Annotated in this window: 17 protein-coding genes and 1 pseudogene; 12 read left to right on the top strand and 6 right to left on the bottom strand. The window is 60.5% G+C overall.

Annotated elements, in window-relative coordinates; all coding sequences use genetic code 11:
- The 4 genes and pseudogenes from F8J34_RS08865 to F8J34_RS08850 all read left to right on the top strand — a co-directional run.
- Window positions 1–193, top strand: a pseudogene (locus F8J34_RS08865) (DNA repair protein RadA); the annotation flags it as partial.
- Window positions 194–258: 65 nt separating this feature from the next.
- A complete protein-coding gene (trxA, locus tag F8J34_RS08860) occupies window positions 259–585 on the top strand; it encodes a thioredoxin (protein ID WP_297058512.1) in 327 nt (108 codons plus the stop codon).
- Complete coding sequence (gene trxB, locus F8J34_RS08855) at window positions 585–1,514, top strand: thioredoxin-disulfide reductase (protein WP_297058510.1); 930 nt, start codon at window positions 585–587, stop codon at window positions 1,512–1,514. The genes trxA and trxB overlap by 1 nt, the downstream gene beginning before the upstream one ends.
- On the top strand, window positions 1,511–2,260 hold the full coding sequence (locus F8J34_RS08850) for an outer membrane protein assembly factor BamD (RefSeq protein WP_297058507.1): 750 nt from the start codon (window positions 1,511–1,513) through the stop codon (window positions 2,258–2,260). Before trxB ends, F8J34_RS08850 begins: the two co-directional genes overlap by 4 nt.
- Here F8J34_RS08850 and F8J34_RS08845 read toward each other — a convergent pair.
- The gene (locus F8J34_RS08845; RefSeq protein WP_297058505.1) at window positions 2,251–2,589 is read right to left on the bottom strand and encodes a hypothetical protein; all 339 of its coding nucleotides are present in this window, start codon (window positions 2,587–2,589) and stop codon (window positions 2,251–2,253) included. The two genes, F8J34_RS08850 and F8J34_RS08845, sit on opposite strands and share 10 nt — an antisense overlap.
- A 54-nt stretch (window positions 2,590–2,643) precedes the next feature.
- Between F8J34_RS08845 and F8J34_RS08840 the strand changes: the two genes are divergently transcribed.
- Genes F8J34_RS08840 through F8J34_RS08830 form a run of 3 tightly spaced genes read left to right on the top strand, consistent with a single transcriptional unit; the run spans window position 2,644 to window position 4,104 of the window.
- On the top strand, window positions 2,644–2,979 hold the full coding sequence (locus tag F8J34_RS08840; protein WP_297058503.1) for a hypothetical protein: 336 nt from the start codon (window positions 2,644–2,646) through the stop codon (window positions 2,977–2,979).
- Complete coding sequence (locus tag F8J34_RS08835) at window positions 2,976–3,641, top strand: protein-L-isoaspartate(D-aspartate) O-methyltransferase (RefSeq protein WP_297058500.1); 666 nt, start codon at window positions 2,976–2,978, stop codon at window positions 3,639–3,641. The genes F8J34_RS08840 and F8J34_RS08835 overlap by 4 nt, the downstream gene beginning before the upstream one ends.
- Window positions 3,625–4,104 (top strand): TIGR00725 family protein, encoded by a 480-nt coding sequence (locus F8J34_RS08830; RefSeq protein ID WP_297058498.1) that lies wholly within the window; start codon window positions 3,625–3,627, stop codon window positions 4,102–4,104. The genes F8J34_RS08835 and F8J34_RS08830 overlap by 17 nt, the downstream gene beginning before the upstream one ends.
- Window positions 4,105–4,108: 4 nt before the next feature.
- Here the strand turns inward: F8J34_RS08830 and F8J34_RS08825 are convergent, their stop codons facing one another.
- The 5 genes from F8J34_RS08825 to F8J34_RS08805 are packed head-to-tail and all read right to left on the bottom strand — an operon-like array spanning window position 4,109 to window position 10,440.
- The gene (locus F8J34_RS08825; RefSeq protein WP_297058495.1) at window positions 4,109–4,894 is read right to left on the bottom strand and encodes a biotin--[acetyl-CoA-carboxylase] ligase; all 786 of its coding nucleotides are present in this window, start codon (window positions 4,892–4,894) and stop codon (window positions 4,109–4,111) included.
- Entirely contained in the window at window positions 4,879–5,511 is a 633-nt protein-coding gene (locus tag F8J34_RS08820) for a hypothetical protein (protein ID WP_297058492.1), read from the bottom strand. Before F8J34_RS08820 ends, F8J34_RS08825 begins: the two co-directional genes overlap by 16 nt.
- A gap of 6 nt (window positions 5,512–5,517) precedes the next feature.
- Window positions 5,518–7,749, bottom strand: a complete 2,232-nt coding sequence (locus F8J34_RS08815) for an acetyl-CoA carboxylase carboxyl transferase subunit alpha/beta (RefSeq protein WP_297058488.1) — start codon at window positions 7,747–7,749, stop codon at window positions 5,518–5,520.
- Window positions 7,746–9,137 (bottom strand): biotin carboxylase N-terminal domain-containing protein, encoded by a 1,392-nt coding sequence (locus tag F8J34_RS08810; RefSeq protein WP_297058485.1) that lies wholly within the window; start codon window positions 9,135–9,137, stop codon window positions 7,746–7,748. Before F8J34_RS08810 ends, F8J34_RS08815 begins: the two co-directional genes overlap by 4 nt.
- Before the next feature lie 7 nt (window positions 9,138–9,144).
- Window positions 9,145–10,440, bottom strand: a complete 1,296-nt coding sequence (locus F8J34_RS08805; protein ID WP_297058482.1) for an adenylosuccinate synthase — start codon at window positions 10,438–10,440, stop codon at window positions 9,145–9,147.
- 94 nt (window positions 10,441–10,534) lie between these two features.
- Here F8J34_RS08805 and F8J34_RS08800 point away from each other — a divergent pair, with 94 nt between their 5' ends.
- Genes F8J34_RS08800 through carB form a run of 5 tightly spaced genes read left to right on the top strand, consistent with a single transcriptional unit; the run spans window position 10,535 to window position 18,650 of the window.
- Window positions 10,535–11,653: a cysteine desulfurase family protein gene (locus tag F8J34_RS08800; protein WP_297058477.1), complete on the top strand. Its 1,119-nt coding sequence runs from the start codon at window positions 10,535–10,537 to the stop codon at window positions 11,651–11,653.
- Window positions 11,650–12,501 (top strand): substrate-binding domain-containing protein, encoded by an 852-nt coding sequence (locus F8J34_RS08795; protein ID WP_297058475.1) that lies wholly within the window; start codon window positions 11,650–11,652, stop codon window positions 12,499–12,501. The genes F8J34_RS08800 and F8J34_RS08795 overlap by 4 nt, the downstream gene beginning before the upstream one ends.
- The gene (locus F8J34_RS08790) at window positions 12,498–13,481 is read left to right on the top strand and encodes a glycoside hydrolase family 3 N-terminal domain-containing protein (RefSeq protein ID WP_297058472.1); all 984 of its coding nucleotides are present in this window, start codon (window positions 12,498–12,500) and stop codon (window positions 13,479–13,481) included. Before F8J34_RS08795 ends, F8J34_RS08790 begins: the two co-directional genes overlap by 4 nt.
- Window positions 13,482–13,494: 13 nt before the next feature.
- The gene (locus F8J34_RS08785) at window positions 13,495–15,366 is read left to right on the top strand and encodes a SurA N-terminal domain-containing protein (protein WP_297058470.1); all 1,872 of its coding nucleotides are present in this window, start codon (window positions 13,495–13,497) and stop codon (window positions 15,364–15,366) included.
- A gap of 14 nt (window positions 15,367–15,380) precedes the next feature.
- A complete protein-coding gene (carB, locus tag F8J34_RS08780; RefSeq protein WP_297058468.1) occupies window positions 15,381–18,650 on the top strand; it encodes a carbamoyl-phosphate synthase large subunit in 3,270 nt (1,089 codons plus the stop codon).
- Window positions 18,651–18,773 lie beyond the last annotated feature (123 nt).

Raw genomic sequence — 18,773 nt, 5'->3', positions numbered from 1 at the left:
GGGGGTGGTCTTTTGCGGGGAAGTGGGGTTGTCCGGGGAGGTGCGCCGGGTGATGGGGCTGGGTCCCCGACTCCGGGAGGCCGCCCGTCTCGGTTTCCGGCAGGCCGTGATCCCCGCGGGGGACGGGGCTGCGGAAGCCGATCTCCAGACCATCAGGATCTCTACCCTCCAGGAGATCCTTCGCCTTTTCTAGTCTTGTCTTGCTTCGGGGAGCCTAGTATGTTTTAAGGAAATTCAGAACAAGAAGGAGGGGTTGTCATGGCGGTCTGTCAGGTGACCGATCAGAACTTCGAGCAGGAGGTGCTCAAGTCCGAGATTCCGGTTTTGGTGGATTTCTGGGCGGCCTGGTGCGGGCCCTGCCGGGCTATTGCTCCGGTGATCGAGGAGCTGGCCGAAGAATACCAGGGTAAGCTCAAGGTGTGCAAACTCAATGTGGACGAAAACCCGGTAACCCCTGGCAGATACGGCATCCGGGCCATTCCCACCCTGATCTTCTTCAAGAACGGCCAGCCGGTGGAAAGTATCACCGGAGCCGTGGCCAAGAGCACCATTGAGGCCGTAATCTCCAAGGTCCTGGCGGCCTGATGAAACGGGGTCTGGATCTGGTTATTGTGGGAGGAGGGCCGGCCGGGCTAACCGCTTATATTTATGCCGCGCGGGCCCGGCTGCGCACCCTTCTGGTGGAGAAGTTTTCTCCCGGAGGCCAGATCCTGAATACCGACCGGGTGGAGAACTATCCCGGTTTCCCGGAGGGTATCTCCGGGGCCGAACTCATGGAAAGATTCCTGGCCCAGGCCCGGAACCTAGGGCTCGAGCCCCTGCTGGACGAGGCCACCGGCCTTACCCAGGACGGCGACCTTTATCTGGTACATCTGGGCAGCGGCGAGACCCTGGTCTCTCCCACCGTGATTGTGGCCACCGGGGCCGGGCCCAAAAGGCTCGGAGTCCCCGGGGAAAGAGAACTCACCGGAAAAGGGGTTTCCTACTGCGCCACCTGCGATGGGCCTTTCTTTCGGGACGAGGTAGTAGCGGTGGTGGGAGGAGGTAACACCGCCGTTCAGGAGAGCGTCTTCCTGACCCGGTTTGCGCGCAAGGTCTATCTCATCCACCGGCGGGATCAGCTCCGGGCCACCCGTATCCTTCAGGAACGGGCCTTTGCGGATCCCAAGATCGAATTCGTATGGAATTCCGTGGTGACCGAGATCCTGGGAGAAGACAAAGTCCAGGGGGTACGGATAAAAAACGTCAGGACCGGCGAGGAACGGGTGCTCGAGGTGGGTGGGGTCTTTATCTTTATCGGGATCCGTCCGCATACCGAATGGCTGGAAGGGGTACTGGCCCTGGATGAAGGAGGGTTCATCATCACCGATGCCGAGATGCGCACCTCTCTTCCCGGAGTCTTTGCCGCCGGGGATGTACGGGCCAAAAGCTGTCGGCAAATCGTCACCGCGGTGGGAGACGGAGCCACCGCCGCCTACATGGCCGAACTCTATCTGCTGGAAAGAAGGACATGAAGCGTCTTTCCCCGATAGTCATCTCCCTGATCCTTCTCTTGGGGCTGTCTTCCTGTGGGACCCACCAGGGCCAGAAAGGGGGGCTCCTTTCCTGGTTCACCCACAAACCCAAACCCCCGGAAGCCAGGCTCCAGCAGCTGGTGGAAAGGGCACGCCGGCACTTTGAAAAGGGCTATTATGAGCTGGCGGAAAAGGATTTCCAGGAGATAAGGGATCGTTACCCGGACAGTCCCTACGCCCTGTGGGCGGAGTTGAAACTGGCGGATTGTAAGTTCTTTTCCGGTCGGTATCTGGAGGCGGTGGTCCTTTACCAGGAATTCGAGAAATTGCATCCCACCAACGAGGCGGTGCCTTACGTAATCTTCCAGATCGGGACCTGTTATTACCGGATGATGCTTTCACCGGATCGGGATCAGACTTACACCCGCAAGGCCATCGAGGCTTACCGGCGGCTCATCGACAACTACCCCGATTCTCCCTATGTCTATGAAGCCAAGCGACGTATTGCCCGGGCCCGGGAACGTCTGGCCGAACACGAATGGTATGTGGCTCGTTTTTACTTCCGTACCGGGCGTTATCGGGCTGCTTATTACCGGCTGCTGTATCTGCTGGATAATTTTCCGGATACCCGCACCGCCTCCCGGGTGCGGGCTCTGGCCCGGGAATATTACCAGAAGGCCCTGGAGGAGACCCGGGCCCTGGCCGAGGGGAAACTCAAGGACTACTGGGGAAACCCTTATCCTTGATCTTCTTCCAGGGCTTCCTCCAGTTCTTTGAGCACTCCCTCCCTCCTTTCCGGTGGAGGCGGGCTTACCTCTTCCTGTTGAAGGGACAGGGTCTCTGGTTCCGTGGGCTCCTCGTGCAGGGGGGGCAGGGGCATCTCCGAGGGCTGAGGAGTTTCTGGAGCCCCGATGAAGGGGGGTGGTTTGATCAGGGTGTCTTTGAGGAAGATTTCATTCGTACTAAACTTGTAGAAGGGGCCCAGGGCCTCCACCAGGGCGCTGAGGTCTTCCCCGCAACGCGGACAGCGGGTGTTGCCTTCGTAGGTGATGAGTTTACATTTAGGGCACCGCATAAAACCTCCTTCCTTTTTGAGGGAATTATACTATAAATCGACAGGCAGGGAAAAATGAGACGTTATCTGGGGATATGGATCCTATTGCTGGGTCTTGCGGCCTGTACCTCCGGGCCGGGGGTTAATCTGGCTTCCAAGGCCTGTATGGTCCACAAGGGCCTTTCCACCCGGCAGGAGGTGGAGAGGTATCTGGGCCCTCCCGCCCGGGTGGAAAGGCTTCCGGACGGACGGGAAATATGGATCTATTATCATTTACAGGAGGATGCCCTGGCCCGTATCCCCGGGCTGGGGGAGAAGTGGGGGCGGAAAGAGGTGGAGGTTTTGCGGATCACCTTTTCCGGAGACCAGGTGGTGGACTGCATCTATTATGTAACCAGGCCTTCCTCATGAACCCCTATCTTCCGGACAAGGATATCTATCGGCGGGCCCGGGAACGCATGGTGGCCCAGCAGATCGCCGCCCGGGGGATTACCGACCAGCGGGTGCTTGAGGCCATGCGCAAGGTGCCGCGGCATCTCTTTGTGGAAGAGGCTCTCTGGGATCAGGCTTACGCCGACTATCCCCTGCCCATCGGGGAGGGGCAGACCATCTCCCAGCCCTATATCGTGGCCCTGATGACCGAGGCCCTGGAACTCAGGGGAGAAGAGAAGGTGCTCGAGGTGGGGACCGGGTCCGGATACCAGACGGCGATTCTCGCGGAACTGGCCCGATGGGTTTATTCCATCGAAAGGCATCCCCGGCTTCTCGAGCGGGCCCGCCGGGTTCTTGAGGCCCTGGGATATCGGAATATCTTTCTCCGGGTGGGGGATGGAACCAAGGGCTGGCCGGAGGCTGCCCCCTTCGAGGCCATCATCGTTACCGCCGCCGGTCCTAGGGTGCCGGAGCCCCTGCTGGAGCAGCTGGCCGAGGGAGGGCGACTGGTCATGCCGGTGGGAGACGAATATTCGCAGTATCTGGTAAAGGTGGTGAAAAAGGGCGGGACCTTTCACCGGCAGGTCCTGGAGCCGGTGAGATTCGTAAAACTGGTGGGAGAGTATGGATTTTCCGAATAATAGAGTTTACCGTATCGGGGTGATCGGAACCGGGATCGCCGGAAGCGCGGTTTATGAACTGGCCTATCGGGTAGGCCGGCTTCTGGCCGAACGGGGAGCCATCGTATATACCGGCGGGCTGGGCGGAGTGATGGAGGCCGCGGCCCGAGGGGCTCTGGAAGCCGGTGGACTTACCGTGGGTATCCTTCCGGGGCGCAAGGCCGAGGAGGCCAACCCCTATATCCGGATACCGGTGGTCACGGATATGGGGCATGCCCGAAACGTTATCCTGGTGCGTTCCGTACAGGGCCTGATCGCGGTCTCCGGGGGCTACGGCACCCTCTCCGAGATCGCCCTGGCCCTGAAGATGTGGAAGCCGGTGGTGGGGCTGCGCACCTGGCCCGGGATCGAGGGAGTGGTCTATGAGGATTCGCCCGAGGAGGCGGTGAGTAAACTCTTCCTCATCCTGGAAGGGGAGGGATAGCTTCTCAGAAGAGATAAATGATCTCGCCGGAGGAGACCACGCGGGTTTCGGCTCCCCGGAGGAGAAGGCTTCCGTCCGGGAGAATCCTTTCCGCAAGTCCGATAAAAGGCTCGGGGGTGTGATCCAGATCCGGAGCCCAGGCCACACAGCGTCCCGGGGTGTCCGAAAAGCGCCGAAATTCCCGAATCAAAAGGTTTTCCTCCGGAGAATCGTAGGGGTGGAGTCGGCTTTCGATCTCCCGTAACCAACCGTAATAGTGTCGCAGATGATCCAGGAACCTTTCCAGGACTTCGTCCAGGGACAGGGGGCCTCCGTTTAGACGGGAGAGACTTTCCGCCGGGAAGGCCGACGGAGGAGGGTTGTTTACGTTGATGCCTATTCCCACCACCAGCCATTCTCCTCTTTTTTGAATCAGGACCCCGGCTATCTTGCGCCCCTGATGGTGGAGATCGTTGATCCAGCGGACCCGGGCCGGAAGGTCCAGTTTGGCGGCCAGGGCTCCCAGGGCGATCCCGAAAACCAGGGAGAAAAGCCCCCGGGTGGCGGGAAGCAGATCGTCGTAGAGGGTCAGGGCCAGCCAGAGCCCCCCGGTTTCCGCCACCCAGAGGCGTCCGTGTCGCCCGCGGGCCGCGGAGAGCCTTTCCGCGCGGAAAAGCCTCCCGTGGGCGGTGCGAGGTTCGCGACAGGCCAGTTCATAGGCCAGCGGCATCAGACGTTCCACGCTGCGGAAGACCCTGATCTCACGCCCCAGTTCTTCCGCCCGCCTGCGGGGATCTATTGCTCCGGCCATTCCTCCCGGATCCGGGCCAGCACCCGGTCAATGTAGGGAACCTCCTCCGGGGAACACAGCCCCAGGAGGGGATTTCCGGCAGGGACCACCTCCTGCGGATCGAAAAAGATCCGGTAGATGACCGCCGGGGGGCCCTCGTGTCGGATAGGGGTTTCCCGTTTCATGAAGGTCATGATCAGGAGATCCTCCCCGGGATGAACCAGGGCCTTTCCCGGACCGTCCTTGCGTAAACGGGCCTCTATCTCCGGAGAGGGAAGGTAACGGGCCGTTTCCGGAGCCCGGAGCACCTGAAGGGCCTCCTGCAGGATCTCGGAGATGACCTCTTCCTGGCTCAGGGGGTGCCAGATCTCCAGGATCGGTTCCCCGGCCTCCACAAAACGATCCAGAAGATCCTGGCGCAACCGCTGCACCCGGCCGGATACCCGGGATTTTACCGGCTTGAGGTTGCGCTCCCTTTCCAGCAGGAAGAGGATCTCCCCGGGCTGGACCTCACTCCCCTCCTTCACCCGAAAGGAACGCAGATATCCGGTATGCGGGGTTTCGATAGCATACACACAATAAGGATGACTTCGTAATTTCTGAAGGAGCCGATTGATTTTGCGATGGTCGATACCCATGGCTTCTTACCGATAATAAAGGTTACGTCCGCCCATGGTAAGCAGGGCCTCGTAGAGTTTCAGGCGCAGTTCCCGACGATCCCAGACTCCCTGAATATGTCCCCTGCGCAGGGCGTTTTCCGCACTGTGGTAGTCCGGAGGCACCGGCTGACCGGTGGTCTCCAGGATCACCCGGGGACCGGCAAAGCCCAGGCGGGTGGAGCGCAGGGCGAACTGATAGGGAGAACACCCCAGAAAACTGGCTACCGGTCCGGCGTAGGAATTATTGTCATAGACCACGATATAGAGCCCGCCGGAATCGATGTATTCTCTGGCAGCCAGGGTACAGCGGGGCATCTGCACCACCCCCAGGGTTCCCTCGTGGATGCGGATGCCTCCGGTGGTGTGGACCAGGGCCAGAAAAGGTCGCCGGGTAACCCGTGCCCGGTCGCAGGCCCGGATGAATTTTTCCCCCTCCGCCACCCCTACGGTACCCTGCCGGAAATCCGCTATCAACATGGCCACGATGAGGGATATTCCCCCGATCTTGGCCTCAAAGGTGAGCATGGCCGAGTTGCGCCCGGTCTTTTTACGGGCCTCGGCCAGCTTTTCGGCATAACCCTCAAAGTTGAGCGGATTGCCCGAAGAAATCTCCTCGTTGAACTCCCGGATACTTCCCCGGTCGAAGATATTGTTGAGATACCACTGATACTCTAAGGGAAAGTGGTGTCCGCAGTTGGGGCATACCCCGCAGAATTCCCCGTAAAGATCCGGCACCCAGAGGTCCGGACAGCCGTGGGTTTCGGCGTTGGGACAGGTGACCGTGCGATCCTCCAGGGCCAGAGGACTTACATAAATGTCCTCGGGTTCCTCGATCCTTTCGATGGGGGAAACGATGCGAGGGACTTTCTTTTTCCGTCCGGCCACCAGGTTATAGACCGTTTTCACCGGATCGGTTACCGGTTTTAGAAAGGCCGATCCCTCCTGGGTGAATTCCTCGAACATGCGCCGCAGGGCCTTCTGACTCTGCCGGAAGATACCGTGGCGCAATCCGTGGAACATGCGTGTTCCCAGATCCTGCCCCTTTTCCAGATAGGATTGGAGCCGGGATACCCTTCCGCAGATGGCCCAGCGGCTCATTTCGCGGTATTTTCGGGAGCGATTCTCCAGCAGGATCTCCTTTTCGTCCTCGGAGAGTTCCCAGTTGACATAGATGCCGAAGTCCTCCGGCACCTCGGAGCCGTTGCGCCGCGAGAGCACGTATTTACGAAAGGTGCGCAGACTGCGGGTTTGTAGGACCACCTCGTCGGTAGCCCGGATCATCTCGTAGCGCAGACGACGGAAAAAGGCGTAGTCCCGCCGCCGGGCCCCCAGCGGGGGCTCGGGGACGATACGGTCTATGGTGCCCAGACGGAGGTTGTCCTCGGCGGTGAGCCGGAGATTGCGGGCGCAGCGTTCCACCAGCTCCCGCGGGGGGCGGCCGCTTTTGAGCTTGGCCTCGATGGCCGCGGCTCCCTCCGGACTGATCACCGAATAGTAACCCCTGGAGGCCATGAGCCGCATGTCCGCAAGCCCGATGGCCTCGGCCCCTCCCGAACCTCCCTCGGAGATAAAGGCCACCATGGGGACCTTGAGTTTGGCCATGGTGTAAAGGTTGCGTGCGATCTGTTGCGCCGCTCCGGGATAATCCTCGATGGGATAGGCCCCCGGGGTGAAGATGTAAAAATGAATGGGAATACCCTCGGTCTCGGCGATCTTCATGTAACGCAGGGCCTTCTCGTTACCCCAGGGTTTGGCACTCCCTCCCTCGCGGAATTCCTCTCCGTGACCCTTCTCGTGCCCGATGACCATGACCTGATGCAGATAGACCTTGTCTCCCACCCTTCGGGAGATCATGGCCCGGGCCACCACCACCGCCGGGTCGATATTGATTTCTCCCTCTCCCCCCAGTTCGGTGTAACGATCATAGACATTCTCCAGGATATCCAGAAGGGTAAAACGCTGCGGATGACGTACGATCCTTACCACTTCGTAAGGGGTGAGGGTGCGAGCAGCCAGATCCTCAAGCTCTAGGATGCGGCTCCGGAAGCCCGGAAGACGCTTTTCCAGGTCCGCGGACGGACGCTCGTAAAAGTCCCGCCGCAGATCCTCCAGGACCTTCACCAGCTCGGAGATGTTTTCCCAGTCTTCCCCCTTAATGTCCCGGAGATAGACCGCCCTTTCCCACAGATCTGTAAGTTCTCGATAGATCTCACTCATACCGGAAAACGATATACTTCCTTCAATTTTTCCCACAAATAAGAGACGTTGGAGTGCAGAGGGCCTCCTCCGGAGGTGTGCCCTTCCAGGATCATCTCCTCCAGCGCCCGACGGGCTCTTTCCAGGGCCTGGGGGGTATTCTCTCCCCATACGATGAGGAGGGCCAGATTGGGGTCGTATTCGGTGGGAATGGTATAGGGACGATCCTGCGGCACGTGGGTGCGCACGGTGAGCCAGGGATACCGGGGATATTGAAAGCGGGTGATGGTTCCGGAGAGGGGACGAAAGTTTCTCCGGGTATCCTCGGCCACCAGTCGGAGTTCAATGGCTGTTCCCTGAAAGGTGATGTCCCGTTGAGTGTACCCCAGTTTTTCGCCCAGGGCCATCCGGATCTGCTCCCGGATGAGGTTTACGGGCCGCTTGCGGATTCGACTTATACGGGCGGAGATCTCGTTTTCCACCTGGATGCGGGTGTTCACCTCCATGAGATAGGCCCTGCCCTCGGGAGTAACCAGCCATTCCCAGGTCCCCACGCTATCGTATCCCACGGCCTCGGCCATTTTCAGAGAATGATTGACGATTTCTTCCAGGACCCTTTCCGGCGAAAATTCATAGGTGAGATATGCGGGATCAAATCCCGGGGCCAGTTCCACCCGTTTCTGACGCCCGGGGCTCTGGATGGTGCAGTTGCGGGTGCCGAAATGGACCAGTTCTCCGTGCTGGTTTCCCAGGAGCTGGACCTCCAGATGCTGGAAACAGGAGAGCTTGGCCTCGATCACCACTCCTTCGTCGCCGAAGAGTCGCTTGGCATAGGCCCGTACGCGCCGGAAGATGGGACGGACCTCGTCCAGTTCCCGCACCTCCTCGATGCCCATCCCCCCGCCCCCGGCCGAGGCCTTGATGAGCAGGCGGGGTTCGGGTTCTCCGTTCTCGACCAGCCACTGGAAGAGTTCCTCGGCTTTGGCTTCGGCTTCTATTTCGTTGTAAAGGGGTTCGGTGGTTCCGGGTATGACCGGTATCCCCATTTCCCGGGCCAGACGTTTAACGTTGAGTTTGCTCCCCAGATCCCGGATGACCTCCCAGCGGGGGCCCACGAAGATAAGGGGTCTCGATCTTTTGACCACCCGACGGGCAAACCGAAAATCCTCGGCCAGAAATCCGTACCCCGGATGGACGGCGGTGCATCCGGCCTCATCGGCCACGGCCAGGATTTCGTTGGGGTCCCGGTAATCGGCTATCCGGAACTTCCGGCGGGCCCGTCGGACATGGAGACTCTCCTCATCGGCCCGGGTATATACGACCACGTAATCCAGGCCCAGTTCTTCGCAGGCCTCCATGATCCGCAGGGCGATCTCTCCCCTATTGGCGATGAGCAGCCGTTCTTTCATGGAAGCTTTAGGCGCGAAACGGGTCCCGGATCAGGATGTTCTGGTCCCGGGACGGACCGGTGGAGACCATGATCACCGGCACCCCGGTGAAGTCCTCAATAAAACGCAGGTATTCCCGGGCGGCGGTAGGGAGATCGTCCAGACTGCGGCAGTTTGTAAGGTCTTCCTGCCAGCCGCGAAAGCTCCGATAAAGGGGTTTAACCCGGTAGATCTCCGAAACCCGGGCCGGCAGACTGGAGAGTCTTCGTCCCTCCAGCTCATAGGCCTCGCAGAAGCGTATCTCTGTCAGTCCCGAAAGCACATCCAGTTTGGTGATGGCCAGTCCGGAGAGACCGTTGAGCCGGACCGCCTCCCGAAGGATAACCCCGTCCAGCCAGCCGCAGCGACGCGGACGCCCGGTGGTGGAACCGTATTCGCCTCCGCACTCTCGCAGGTGATCCCCGGTGGCATCCCGGAGTTCGGTGGGAAAGGGGCCTTCCCCCACGCGGGTGGTATAGGCCTTGGCGATCCCCAGCACATAGTCGATAGAGGTGGGCCCCACCCCGGCTCCGGCACAGGCGTTCCCGGCCACGGTGTTGGAGGAGGTCACAAAAGGATAGGTCCCGTGGTCTATGTCCAGCTGGGTCCCCTGGGCCCCCTCAAAGAGGATGTTTTTTCCCTCCCGCCGGGCCTGAGCCAGGATCTCGGAAATATTGGCTACATAAGGGGCCAGACGTTCCCCATAACGCAGATAGGTTTCATACACCTCCTCGTAGGAAAGGGGATCGCGCCCCAGATATTTCTGGAGATAAAAATTTTTCTCCTCCAGAATTTCTTTCAATTTCTGGCCGAAAAGTTCCGGATCCAGAAGATCACTCACCCGGATTCCCCGCCGGGCGATCTTGTCCTCGTAGCAGGGACCGATGCCTCGCCCGGTGGTCCCGATGCGGGTCTTGCCGCGCAGGGATTCCCGGCCCAGATCGATGGCCTTGTGATAGGGCATGATGAGATGGGCCTTCTCACTCAGATAAAGTTTTCCCGGAGGCACGGGAAGCCCGGATTCCTGGAGTCGATCGATCTCGGAAAGGAGCACCGCCGGGTCCACCACCACCCCGTTTCCGATAAGACAGGTCTTGCCCTCGTGAAAGATCCCCGAGGGGATGAGGTGAAGGATGTGTTTGCGTCCGTTGATTACCAGGGTGTGCCCGGCGTTGTTTCCCCCCTGGAAACGCACGATATAATCGGCCCTCTCCGCTAAGAGATCCACGATCTTTCCCTTTCCCTCGTCTCCCCACTGCGTGCCTACCACCACTACTGAGGGCATACCTCTCCTCCTCGCTGCATATTCCAGAAGCCAAGATACTTAAAATGGCCCGGCAAGTCAAACCTCCGGTGAAGGTGCTATAATAAGATCGGCTATGTCTCGGGAGATCTATCTGGATTATAATGCCACCACCCCGGTCCTCCCCGAGGTGGTGGAGGTTTTTCGGGTTTGTGCCCTGGAAGACTTCGGTAATCCCGGTTCGGGGCATCTTCTGGGAAGGAGGGCCCGCCGGTGGCTGGAGAGGGCTCGTTCCTCCCTGGCCGCGCTTCTTGAGGCCGCTCCGGAGGAGATCTACTTTGTCTCCGGAGGGACCGAGGCCAACAATCTGGTCCTGCTGGGTGCAGCCCGGGCCCGGGAAAAGGGGCATCTTCTGGTCTCCCGAATCGAACATCCCTCGGTGCTGGAGCCGGCCTTGAGGCTGCTTGAGGCCGGGTTCAGGGTGGATTTTCTGCCGGTGGATGGTCGGGGGCGGGTGGATCCGGAGGAGGTGCGGCGGAGGCTTCGACCGGATACCTTCCTGGTTTCCGTAATGCTGGCCAATAACGAGACCGGGGTCCTTCAGCCGGTGGCGGAAATAGGGCGTATCTGTCGGGAAGCCGGGGTGTGGTTTCATACCGATGCCGCGCAGGCGGTGGGAAAGATTCCGGTTTCGGTGCAGGAGATAAACTGCGATTTCCTTACCGTGGCCGGGCACAAGATGTATGCTCCTAAAGGGATCGGAGCCCTCTATGTACGCAAAGGGTTGCCTCTGGTTCCGCTCTTTTTCGGAGGCGGGCAGGAGAGGGGGCTTCGGCCCGGAACGGAGCCCGTGCCCCTGGCGGCGGCCCTGGGGCGGGCTGCGGAGATAGCCGCCTCCGATCTTCCCGAGGAGGCCGAACGGCAGAGGGAACTGAGAGAGTATTTCTGGGAGGGGATACGGGAGATCTTTCCCCGGGCCGTCCGGCACGGAGAACCGGCTTATACCCTGCCCAATACCCTGAGTGTGGCCTTTCCGGGAAGGGAGGGCCGGGAGATCCTGGAACGGGCTCCGGATCTCTGCGCCTCCACCGGGGCGGCTTGCCACGATCGTTCCGGGGCCATCTCGCATGTGCTCTCGGCCATGGGGGTGGCCCCGGAAATAGCCCGGGCCACGCTCCGGTTTTCCCTGGGGCGGCTTACCGTTCGGGAGGATCTGGATCGGGCCCTGGAGATTTTAAGGGGGGTGCTACGATGAAGACCTATACCTTGCCCTGGCCCCTGGATGCGGGCCGGGGGGTTCCGGATCAGCTCTATCTGCCCGGTTCCAATCTCGTTTACGATCTTCACGGGGATCCCTGTGGGGCCGAACTGCGGATCGTCATGGAGGGCAATCAATTCATGGTCATTCCCGAGCTCCTGGAGAGGTTCTCGGCCCGGCTGGGCCGCAGGGTGGAAGTCTTTTACGTTACCCTTCCCCCGGGACGTTTCCTTCCCCTGATCGAGGGGCGTCCGCTGGCGGTGGGAAATCTGATCCTCTCCCTGGATCCCCAGGTAGTAATGGGGCCGCCGGAATTTATGCAGCGGCTGCTCCAGAAAGGGCTGATTCAGGAACCCCGCACCTTCACCCGCAATCGGGGGGTGGTATTGGTGGTGCCCCGGGGAAATCCGCTGGGGATCCGGGGGCCGGAGGATCTCCTGCGGCCGGAGATTCGGGTGGCCATTTCCAATCCGGAAACCGAGACCCAGTCCTACCGGACCTATCTTCAAGCCCTTTCCGTGGTTCCGGGACTGCGCGAGAAGATCGAACGGGAGGCCATCACCGGGCGTCTGGTCCACCATCGCGAGATTCCGGCTCTGATCTATCACGGCGAGGCGGATGTGGCCCCGCTCTACTATCACTTCGTCCGTTATTATCAGGATCCCCGTTTCTTTCCGGAGCCGCTTTTCGATTATGTGGAGTTTCCGGCGGGACAGAGGGTGCGGAATGAGTATCAGGTGGCCCTGCGAGCCGGGGTGGAGGAGGATCTCCCCCGTCGGTTTCGGGACTTCCTCCTTTCCGAAGAGGCCCGGAGGATATACGCGAGTTACGGGTTTGAGGCGTGATCCGGAAACTGGCTTCTCTTGCGGTTCTCACCCCCGGGGCTCCGGTGCCCGAAGTGGAGGAAAGGGAACTCATCCGGGATCTGGCGATAAGGCATTTTGTCCTCTTTCGCCGCCATTTCCAGGAAGAAGAGGCCAGCCGGGAGCTTGTGAGAGTCCTGCGCACCCTTCCCGGTGAGCCGGGCTACCTCATGGTGGATCAGGAAGGAGGGAGGGTGCAGCGCATAGGGCCTCCCCTGGCCCCGGAGTTCCCCGAACCCCTTACCGTGGCCCGTAAAGGTCCGGAAGAGATCCGGACCTTTTCCCGTGAGCTGGCCCGCACGGTAAAACAATGGTCCCTTTCGGTGAACCTGGCCCCGGTTCTGGATCTGGCCGGGGAAGAGGCCCCGGATTTCCTGCGGGGGCGCACCCTGGGGGAGAATCCCGAGAAAGTGGGGGAACTGGGCAGACTCTTTATCCGGGGACACCTGGAGGAAGGGGTCCTTCCCTGCGCCAAACATTTTCCCGGACTGGGCGGAGTGGAACGGGATCCCCATCGAGAGCTTCCCCGCAAGAAAGAGGTTTCCGCGGCCGATTTGCTTCCCTTTCGGGAGGCCCTGAAAGAAGGGCTTCCCCTGATAATGACCACCCATCTTCTGGTTCAGGAATGGGGGGATTATCCGGTGACCTTTTCGCCTCAGGCGGTGAAGGTTCTGCGTGAGGAATTGGGGTTTTCCGGGCTCGTGCTCACCGATGATCTGGCCATGGGGGCCCTATCGTCATACGAACTTCCGGAAAGATTTCTGCTGGCCCTCCTTTCCGGACACGATCTATGGCTTTACTGCGGAAATCTGCCGGAGGCCTGTAGCGCTCTTGAGGAACTGGCCCGGGAGGTGAGCGGGAGCCGGGTCCTGCGAGAGCGCCTGGCCGAGACCGTGGAGAGGGTGCAAAGGAGGTTTTCTGGCCTAACGGTAAAAATCCGTTATAATAGGCCGACCCCATGATGAGGAGGCCATCATGCTCGATTTCCTGCGCAAGGGGGCCCAGTCCACAGCGGTAAAGATCCTCTTTGCCATCATCATTATCGTCTTCGTTTTCTGGGGGGTGGGCACCTTCCGGGCCTCACGGGTGGATCTTCTGGCTACGGTAAACGGGAAGAATATCACCGTTCGCGAATATCAGACCCTCTATGAGTTGCGTTATCGCCAGTTGCGGCAGATGTTCGGGGACAGGGTGGATGAGGATTTTCTCAAAAAGATCCACTTTCGGGAACAGGTGCTGGAGGAGTTGATTCGCCGGAGATTGATGGAAGAAGCGGCCCGGAGGCTGGGGATCTCCGTACATCCCCGGGAGATCCAGATGGCCATAGCCCGGTTCCCGGCCTTTCAGGAGGGAGGACATTTCAGTTTCAGGCGTTATCGGGCCGTACTCCGGGATCTGGGGATTATGCCCCGGGATTTCGAAAAAACGGTAAAGGAGGATCTGCTCGAGGCCAGGGTGCGACATTTCCTCACCGCCACCATCTTCGCCCCGAAGACGGAGGTGCGGGAATATTTCGAGTTTCAGAACCAGAAACTCCAGCTGCTCTATGCCCGGTTGCCCTATGGGGTCTGTGCCCGTAAGGTCCAGGTAGGGGAAAAGGAACTGCGGGAGTATTTTCAGAAACACCGGGAACGCTATCTCCGGCCTCCCCGGATCCGCTTGGCCTATCTCTATTTTCCCTATGCCCGTTATCGCAAGAAGATTCATATTACCGAAGAAGAGATCAAGGCCTATTATCAGGCGGAAAGGGATCGGTTTGTCCGTCCGGAAAGAAGGAAGGTGCGGATGATCCTGATCCGGGCCGAGCCCGGCAAGAAACAGGAGGCCCTGAAGAAGGCGGAAGCCCTGGCCCGGAAGGCCAAGACTCTGCAGGATTTCATAGCCCTGGCCCGCAAGTATTCTCAGGATCGGATCACGGCCCCGCTGGGCGGGGATCTGGGGGAGGTCAAGCCCGGGGAACTCTTCCCCGCTGCGGACAAGGCCGTCTTTTCCACTCCGCCGGGGCAGGTGGTGGGTCCGCTGGAGGGGCCGAAGGGTTATTATCTCTTCTATGTGGAAAAGGTCCTCCCCGGGGGGCCTGAGCCTCTGGTCCGGGTCAAGGAGAAGATCCGCCAGGAGCTTATGGCCCGTCGGGCCCGGGAGGCCGCCTATCAGGCCGCGGACGATCTCTATCAAAAGGCGGTGCTGGCGGGAAGCCTCAAGGAAGCCGCCGGCAAAGAGGGTTTGAAGCTCAAAGAGCTTTCCTTCGTTCAGGATGCCCCGCCTCCTCCCTTTAACCGACAGGCGCTCAAGGAGGCCCTGCGTTCCCTGGAGGAAGGGGAGATTTCCGCACCGGTGGAGGGGCCGCAGGGGGTGCTTCTCTTTCAGATTCTTCGAAAACAGCCGGCCCAGCCCATGAGTTTTCGCGAAGCCCGAAAGCGGGTGCTTTCCGATTTCCGTCTGGAAAAGGGCGGGGAATTGTGCCGTCAGAAAGCCCGACAACTTCTTGCCCGGGTGAAAAAGGCCCGAGAGGCCCGAAGTCTTCTCCGCAAGGCAGGCTGGTCGATTAAGGAGGTCCGTTTGCGCCGCAAGGAACTGGCCCAGGGAGAGGTTCCCCAGGCTGTGGCCCGGGCTCTGGGAGGGCGAGCGGAGATCGGATTCCTTCCGCAGCCGGTCTGCGACCAGCAGGCCTGCTACCTGGTAAAGATAGAGAAGATCCTCCCGGCGGATCGGTCCGACTGGGATAAGGAAAAAGAGATCCTTTTTCATGTGCTCACGCAGGAGAAGAGAGCCGCTTACTTTGAAAGCTGGTATCGAGATCTGCGCCAGAAAGCCCGGGTAAAACTTCTCCAGAAGTGGCCCCAATAGATAAAGGAGGAGGCATGCCCAGACGTACAGACCTGAAAAAGATCCTCATCATCGGTTCCGGGCCCATCGTCATCGGTCAGGCCTGCGAGTTCGACTATTCCGGCACCCAGGCGGTGAAGGCCCTTCGGGAGGAGGGCTACGAGGTGGTCCTGGTGAACTCCAACCCGGCCACCATCATGACCGACCCGGAGATGGCCCACCGCACCTACATCGAGCCCTTAACCCCGGAGGTGCTAACCGAGATCATCAAGGAGGAGCGTCCCGACGCCCTGCTTCCCACCCTGGGGGGCCAGACCGGGCTCAATCTGGCCTTTGAGCTTTCCCGCCGGGGGGTACTTGACCGCTACGGGGTGGAGTTACTTGCCGCCCGGGCCGAGGTCATTGAGAAGGCCGAAAACCGGGAGAAGTTCCGGGAGGCCATGGCCCGGATCGGGCTCAAGGTCCCCCGGAGCGAGATCGTGCGTTCGGTATCCGAGGCCGAGGCCGCGGCCCGGCGTATCGGCTTTCCCATCATCGTGCGCCCCAGCTTTACCCTCGGGGGGACCGGGGGCGGGGTGGCCTATAACATTGAAGAGCTGCGGGAGATCGTGGAACAGGGCCTGGAGCTTTCCCTGATCCATCAGGTCATGCTTGAGGAGTCGGTTCTGGGCTGGAAGGAGTTTGAACTCGAGGTCATGCGCGATCGCAAGGACTCGGTGGTCATTATCTGCTCCATCGAAAACTTCGATCCCATGGGGGTGCATACCGGGGATTCTATCACCGTGGCCCCGGCCCAGACGCTTACCGATCGCGAATACCAGCGCATGCGGACCGCGGCCATCGCGGTCATCCGGGAGATCGGGGTGGAGACCGGGGGCTCCAACATCCAGTTCGCCATCCATCCCGAGACCGGGGAGATGGTGGTCATCGAGATGAACCCCCGGGTCTCGCGTTCCTCGGCCCTGGCCTCCAAGGCCACGGGTTTTCCCATCGCCAAGATCGCGGCCAAGCTCGCCGTGGGCTATACCCTGGACGAGCTTCCCAACGACATCACCCGCGAGACCAAGGCCGCCTTTGAGCCCACCATCGACTATGTGGTGGTGAAGTGTCCGCGGTTCACCTTTGAGAAGTTCCCGGAGACCCGGGACGAGATCACCACCTCCATGCGCTCGGTGGGCGAGACCATGGCCATCGGACGCACCTTCAAGGAGGCCCTGCAGAAGGCCCTGCGAGGGCTTGAGATCGGGCGCTTCGGCTTCGGGGCCGACGGAAAGAGCCCCTCGGACCGGGGTGAGACCCCTCCCCGGGAACTTATCGTGGAGAAACTCGCCCGCCCGAACAGCCAGCGTATTTTCTTCCTGCGCGAGGCCCTGCGGGCCGGTTTTTCCGTGGATGAGATCTATGAGCTCACCAAGATCGATCGCTGGTTCCTCTGGCAGCTCGCCGAGATCCTGGAGGTGGAGGACCGTTTTCGGGGAAGGGATCTTTCCGAGCTTGCGGAGGAGGACTTCCGGGAGCTGAAGCAGGCCGGATTTTCCGACCGCCAGATCGCCTTCCTCACCGGCTCAACCGAGGAGGAGGTGCGAAAAAGGAGGCTTTCGCTCGGAGTGCGGGCCACCTACAAGCTGGTTGACACCTGTGCCGCGGAGTTTGAGGCCTATACCCCCTATTATTACTCCACCTACGAGGTGGAAAACGAGGCCCGGCCCTCGAAGAAACGCAAGGTGATGATCATCGGCGGGGGGCCGAACCGCATCGGGCAGGGAATCGAGTTTGACTACTGCTGCGTGCACGCCTCCTTTGCCCTGCGTGAGCGAGGGATTGAGTCTATCATGGTGAACTCCAACCCGGAGACGGTCTCCACGGACTATGACACCTCCGACCGGCTTTATTTTGAACCCCTTACCCTGGAGGATGTGCTCAATATCTATGAGGAGGAGAAACCCGAGGGGGTGATTGTGCAGTTCGGGGGGCAGACCCCACTCAACCTTGCCGTGCCGCTCGAAAGAGCCGGAGTCAGGATCCTCGGCACCTCGCCGGAGAGTATCGACCGGGCGGAGGACCGGGAGCGTTTCGTGGAGCTGCTGGACAAACTCGGGCTCAAGAAGCCCCCGGCCGGAACGGCCTTCACCGTGGAGGAGGCCGTGGAGATCGCCTCCCGGATCGGCTATCCGGTCCTGGTGCGGCCCTCCTATGTGCTCGGGGGCCGGGCCATGCAGATCGTCTATTCCGAGACCGAGCTGCGACGCTACATGGCCGAGGCCGCGGAGGTGAACCCGGAACACCCGGTCCTTATTGACAAGTTCCTGGAGGACGCCACGGAGGTGGATGTGGATGCCATCTCCGACGGGGAGATCACCGTGGTGGCCGGGATCATGGAACATATCGAGGAGGCCGGGGTACATTCCGGGGACTCGGCCTGTGTGCTCCCCCCGGTCCATATCTCCCGCGCCCTCATGGAGGAGATCCGGGAAGCCACCAAGGCCCTTTGCCGGGAACTCAACGTGGTGGGGCTCATGAATGTGCAGTACGCCATCAAGGACGACGAGCTTTATGTGCTGGAGGTGAATCCCCGGGCCAGCCGCACCGTGCCCTTCGTCTCCAAGGCCATCGGGGTGCCCCTGGCCCGTCTTGCCACCTGGATCATGCTCGGCGAGAGTCTTAAGAGCCTGGGGTTTACCCGGGAGATCGAGCCCCCGCACGTCTCGGTGAAGGAGGCCGTGTTTCCCTTTCGGCGTTTCCCCGGGGTGGATGTCATGCTGGGTCCGGAGATGAAGTCCACCGGCGAGGTCATGGGGATAGACATGGATTTTCCCCTGGCCTATGCCAAGGCCCAGTTTGCGGCCGGCATGCCCCTTCCCCTGGAGGGACGGGTCTTCATCTCCGTTCGCGATCGAGATAAGGACAAGGTGGTTCAGGTGGCCCGCACCCTTGCCGAGTGCGGTTTTGAGTTGCTGGCCACCCGGGGCACCGCGGAATACCTCCGCCAGTGCGGTCTTTCGGCCCGGGTGGTACCCAAGATTTCCGAGGGGTTGCGTCCCAATGCCGTGGATCTCCTCAAAAACGGGGAGGTTCACCTGGTCATAAATACCGCCGAGGGGAAGGTGAGCCGGGAGGATGCCTATCTCATCCGGCGTTACGCCATGGAACTGAATATTCCCTATGCCACCACCATTTCCGGGGCCCGGGCTATGGCCTGTGCCATAAGAAGACTCCGGGGGACCAGGACCTTCGGGGTCAAGTCCCTGCAGGAATATTATCGCCAGGTGCCGGACTCCTATTACCTCAGGCGGGGTATTTTGTGAGTGAACCCTCTGCCGCCGTTTTGGACCCTTACCCTGGCCCTGCTTCTGGATCGCCTGCTGGGTGATCCCCCTTTTCTGCATCCGGTAAGATGGATCGGTCTTCTGGGGAACCTGGGGTTTCGT

Source organism: Thermosulfurimonas sp. (assembly GCF_015491435.1).
In the GTDB taxonomy this organism is placed as follows: Bacteria; Desulfobacterota; Thermodesulfobacteria; order Thermodesulfobacteriales; family Thermodesulfobacteriaceae; genus Thermosulfurimonas_A.
Note: the sequence above shows the minus strand (reverse complement) of the source record. Positions and strands in the feature narration are given on the sequence as shown.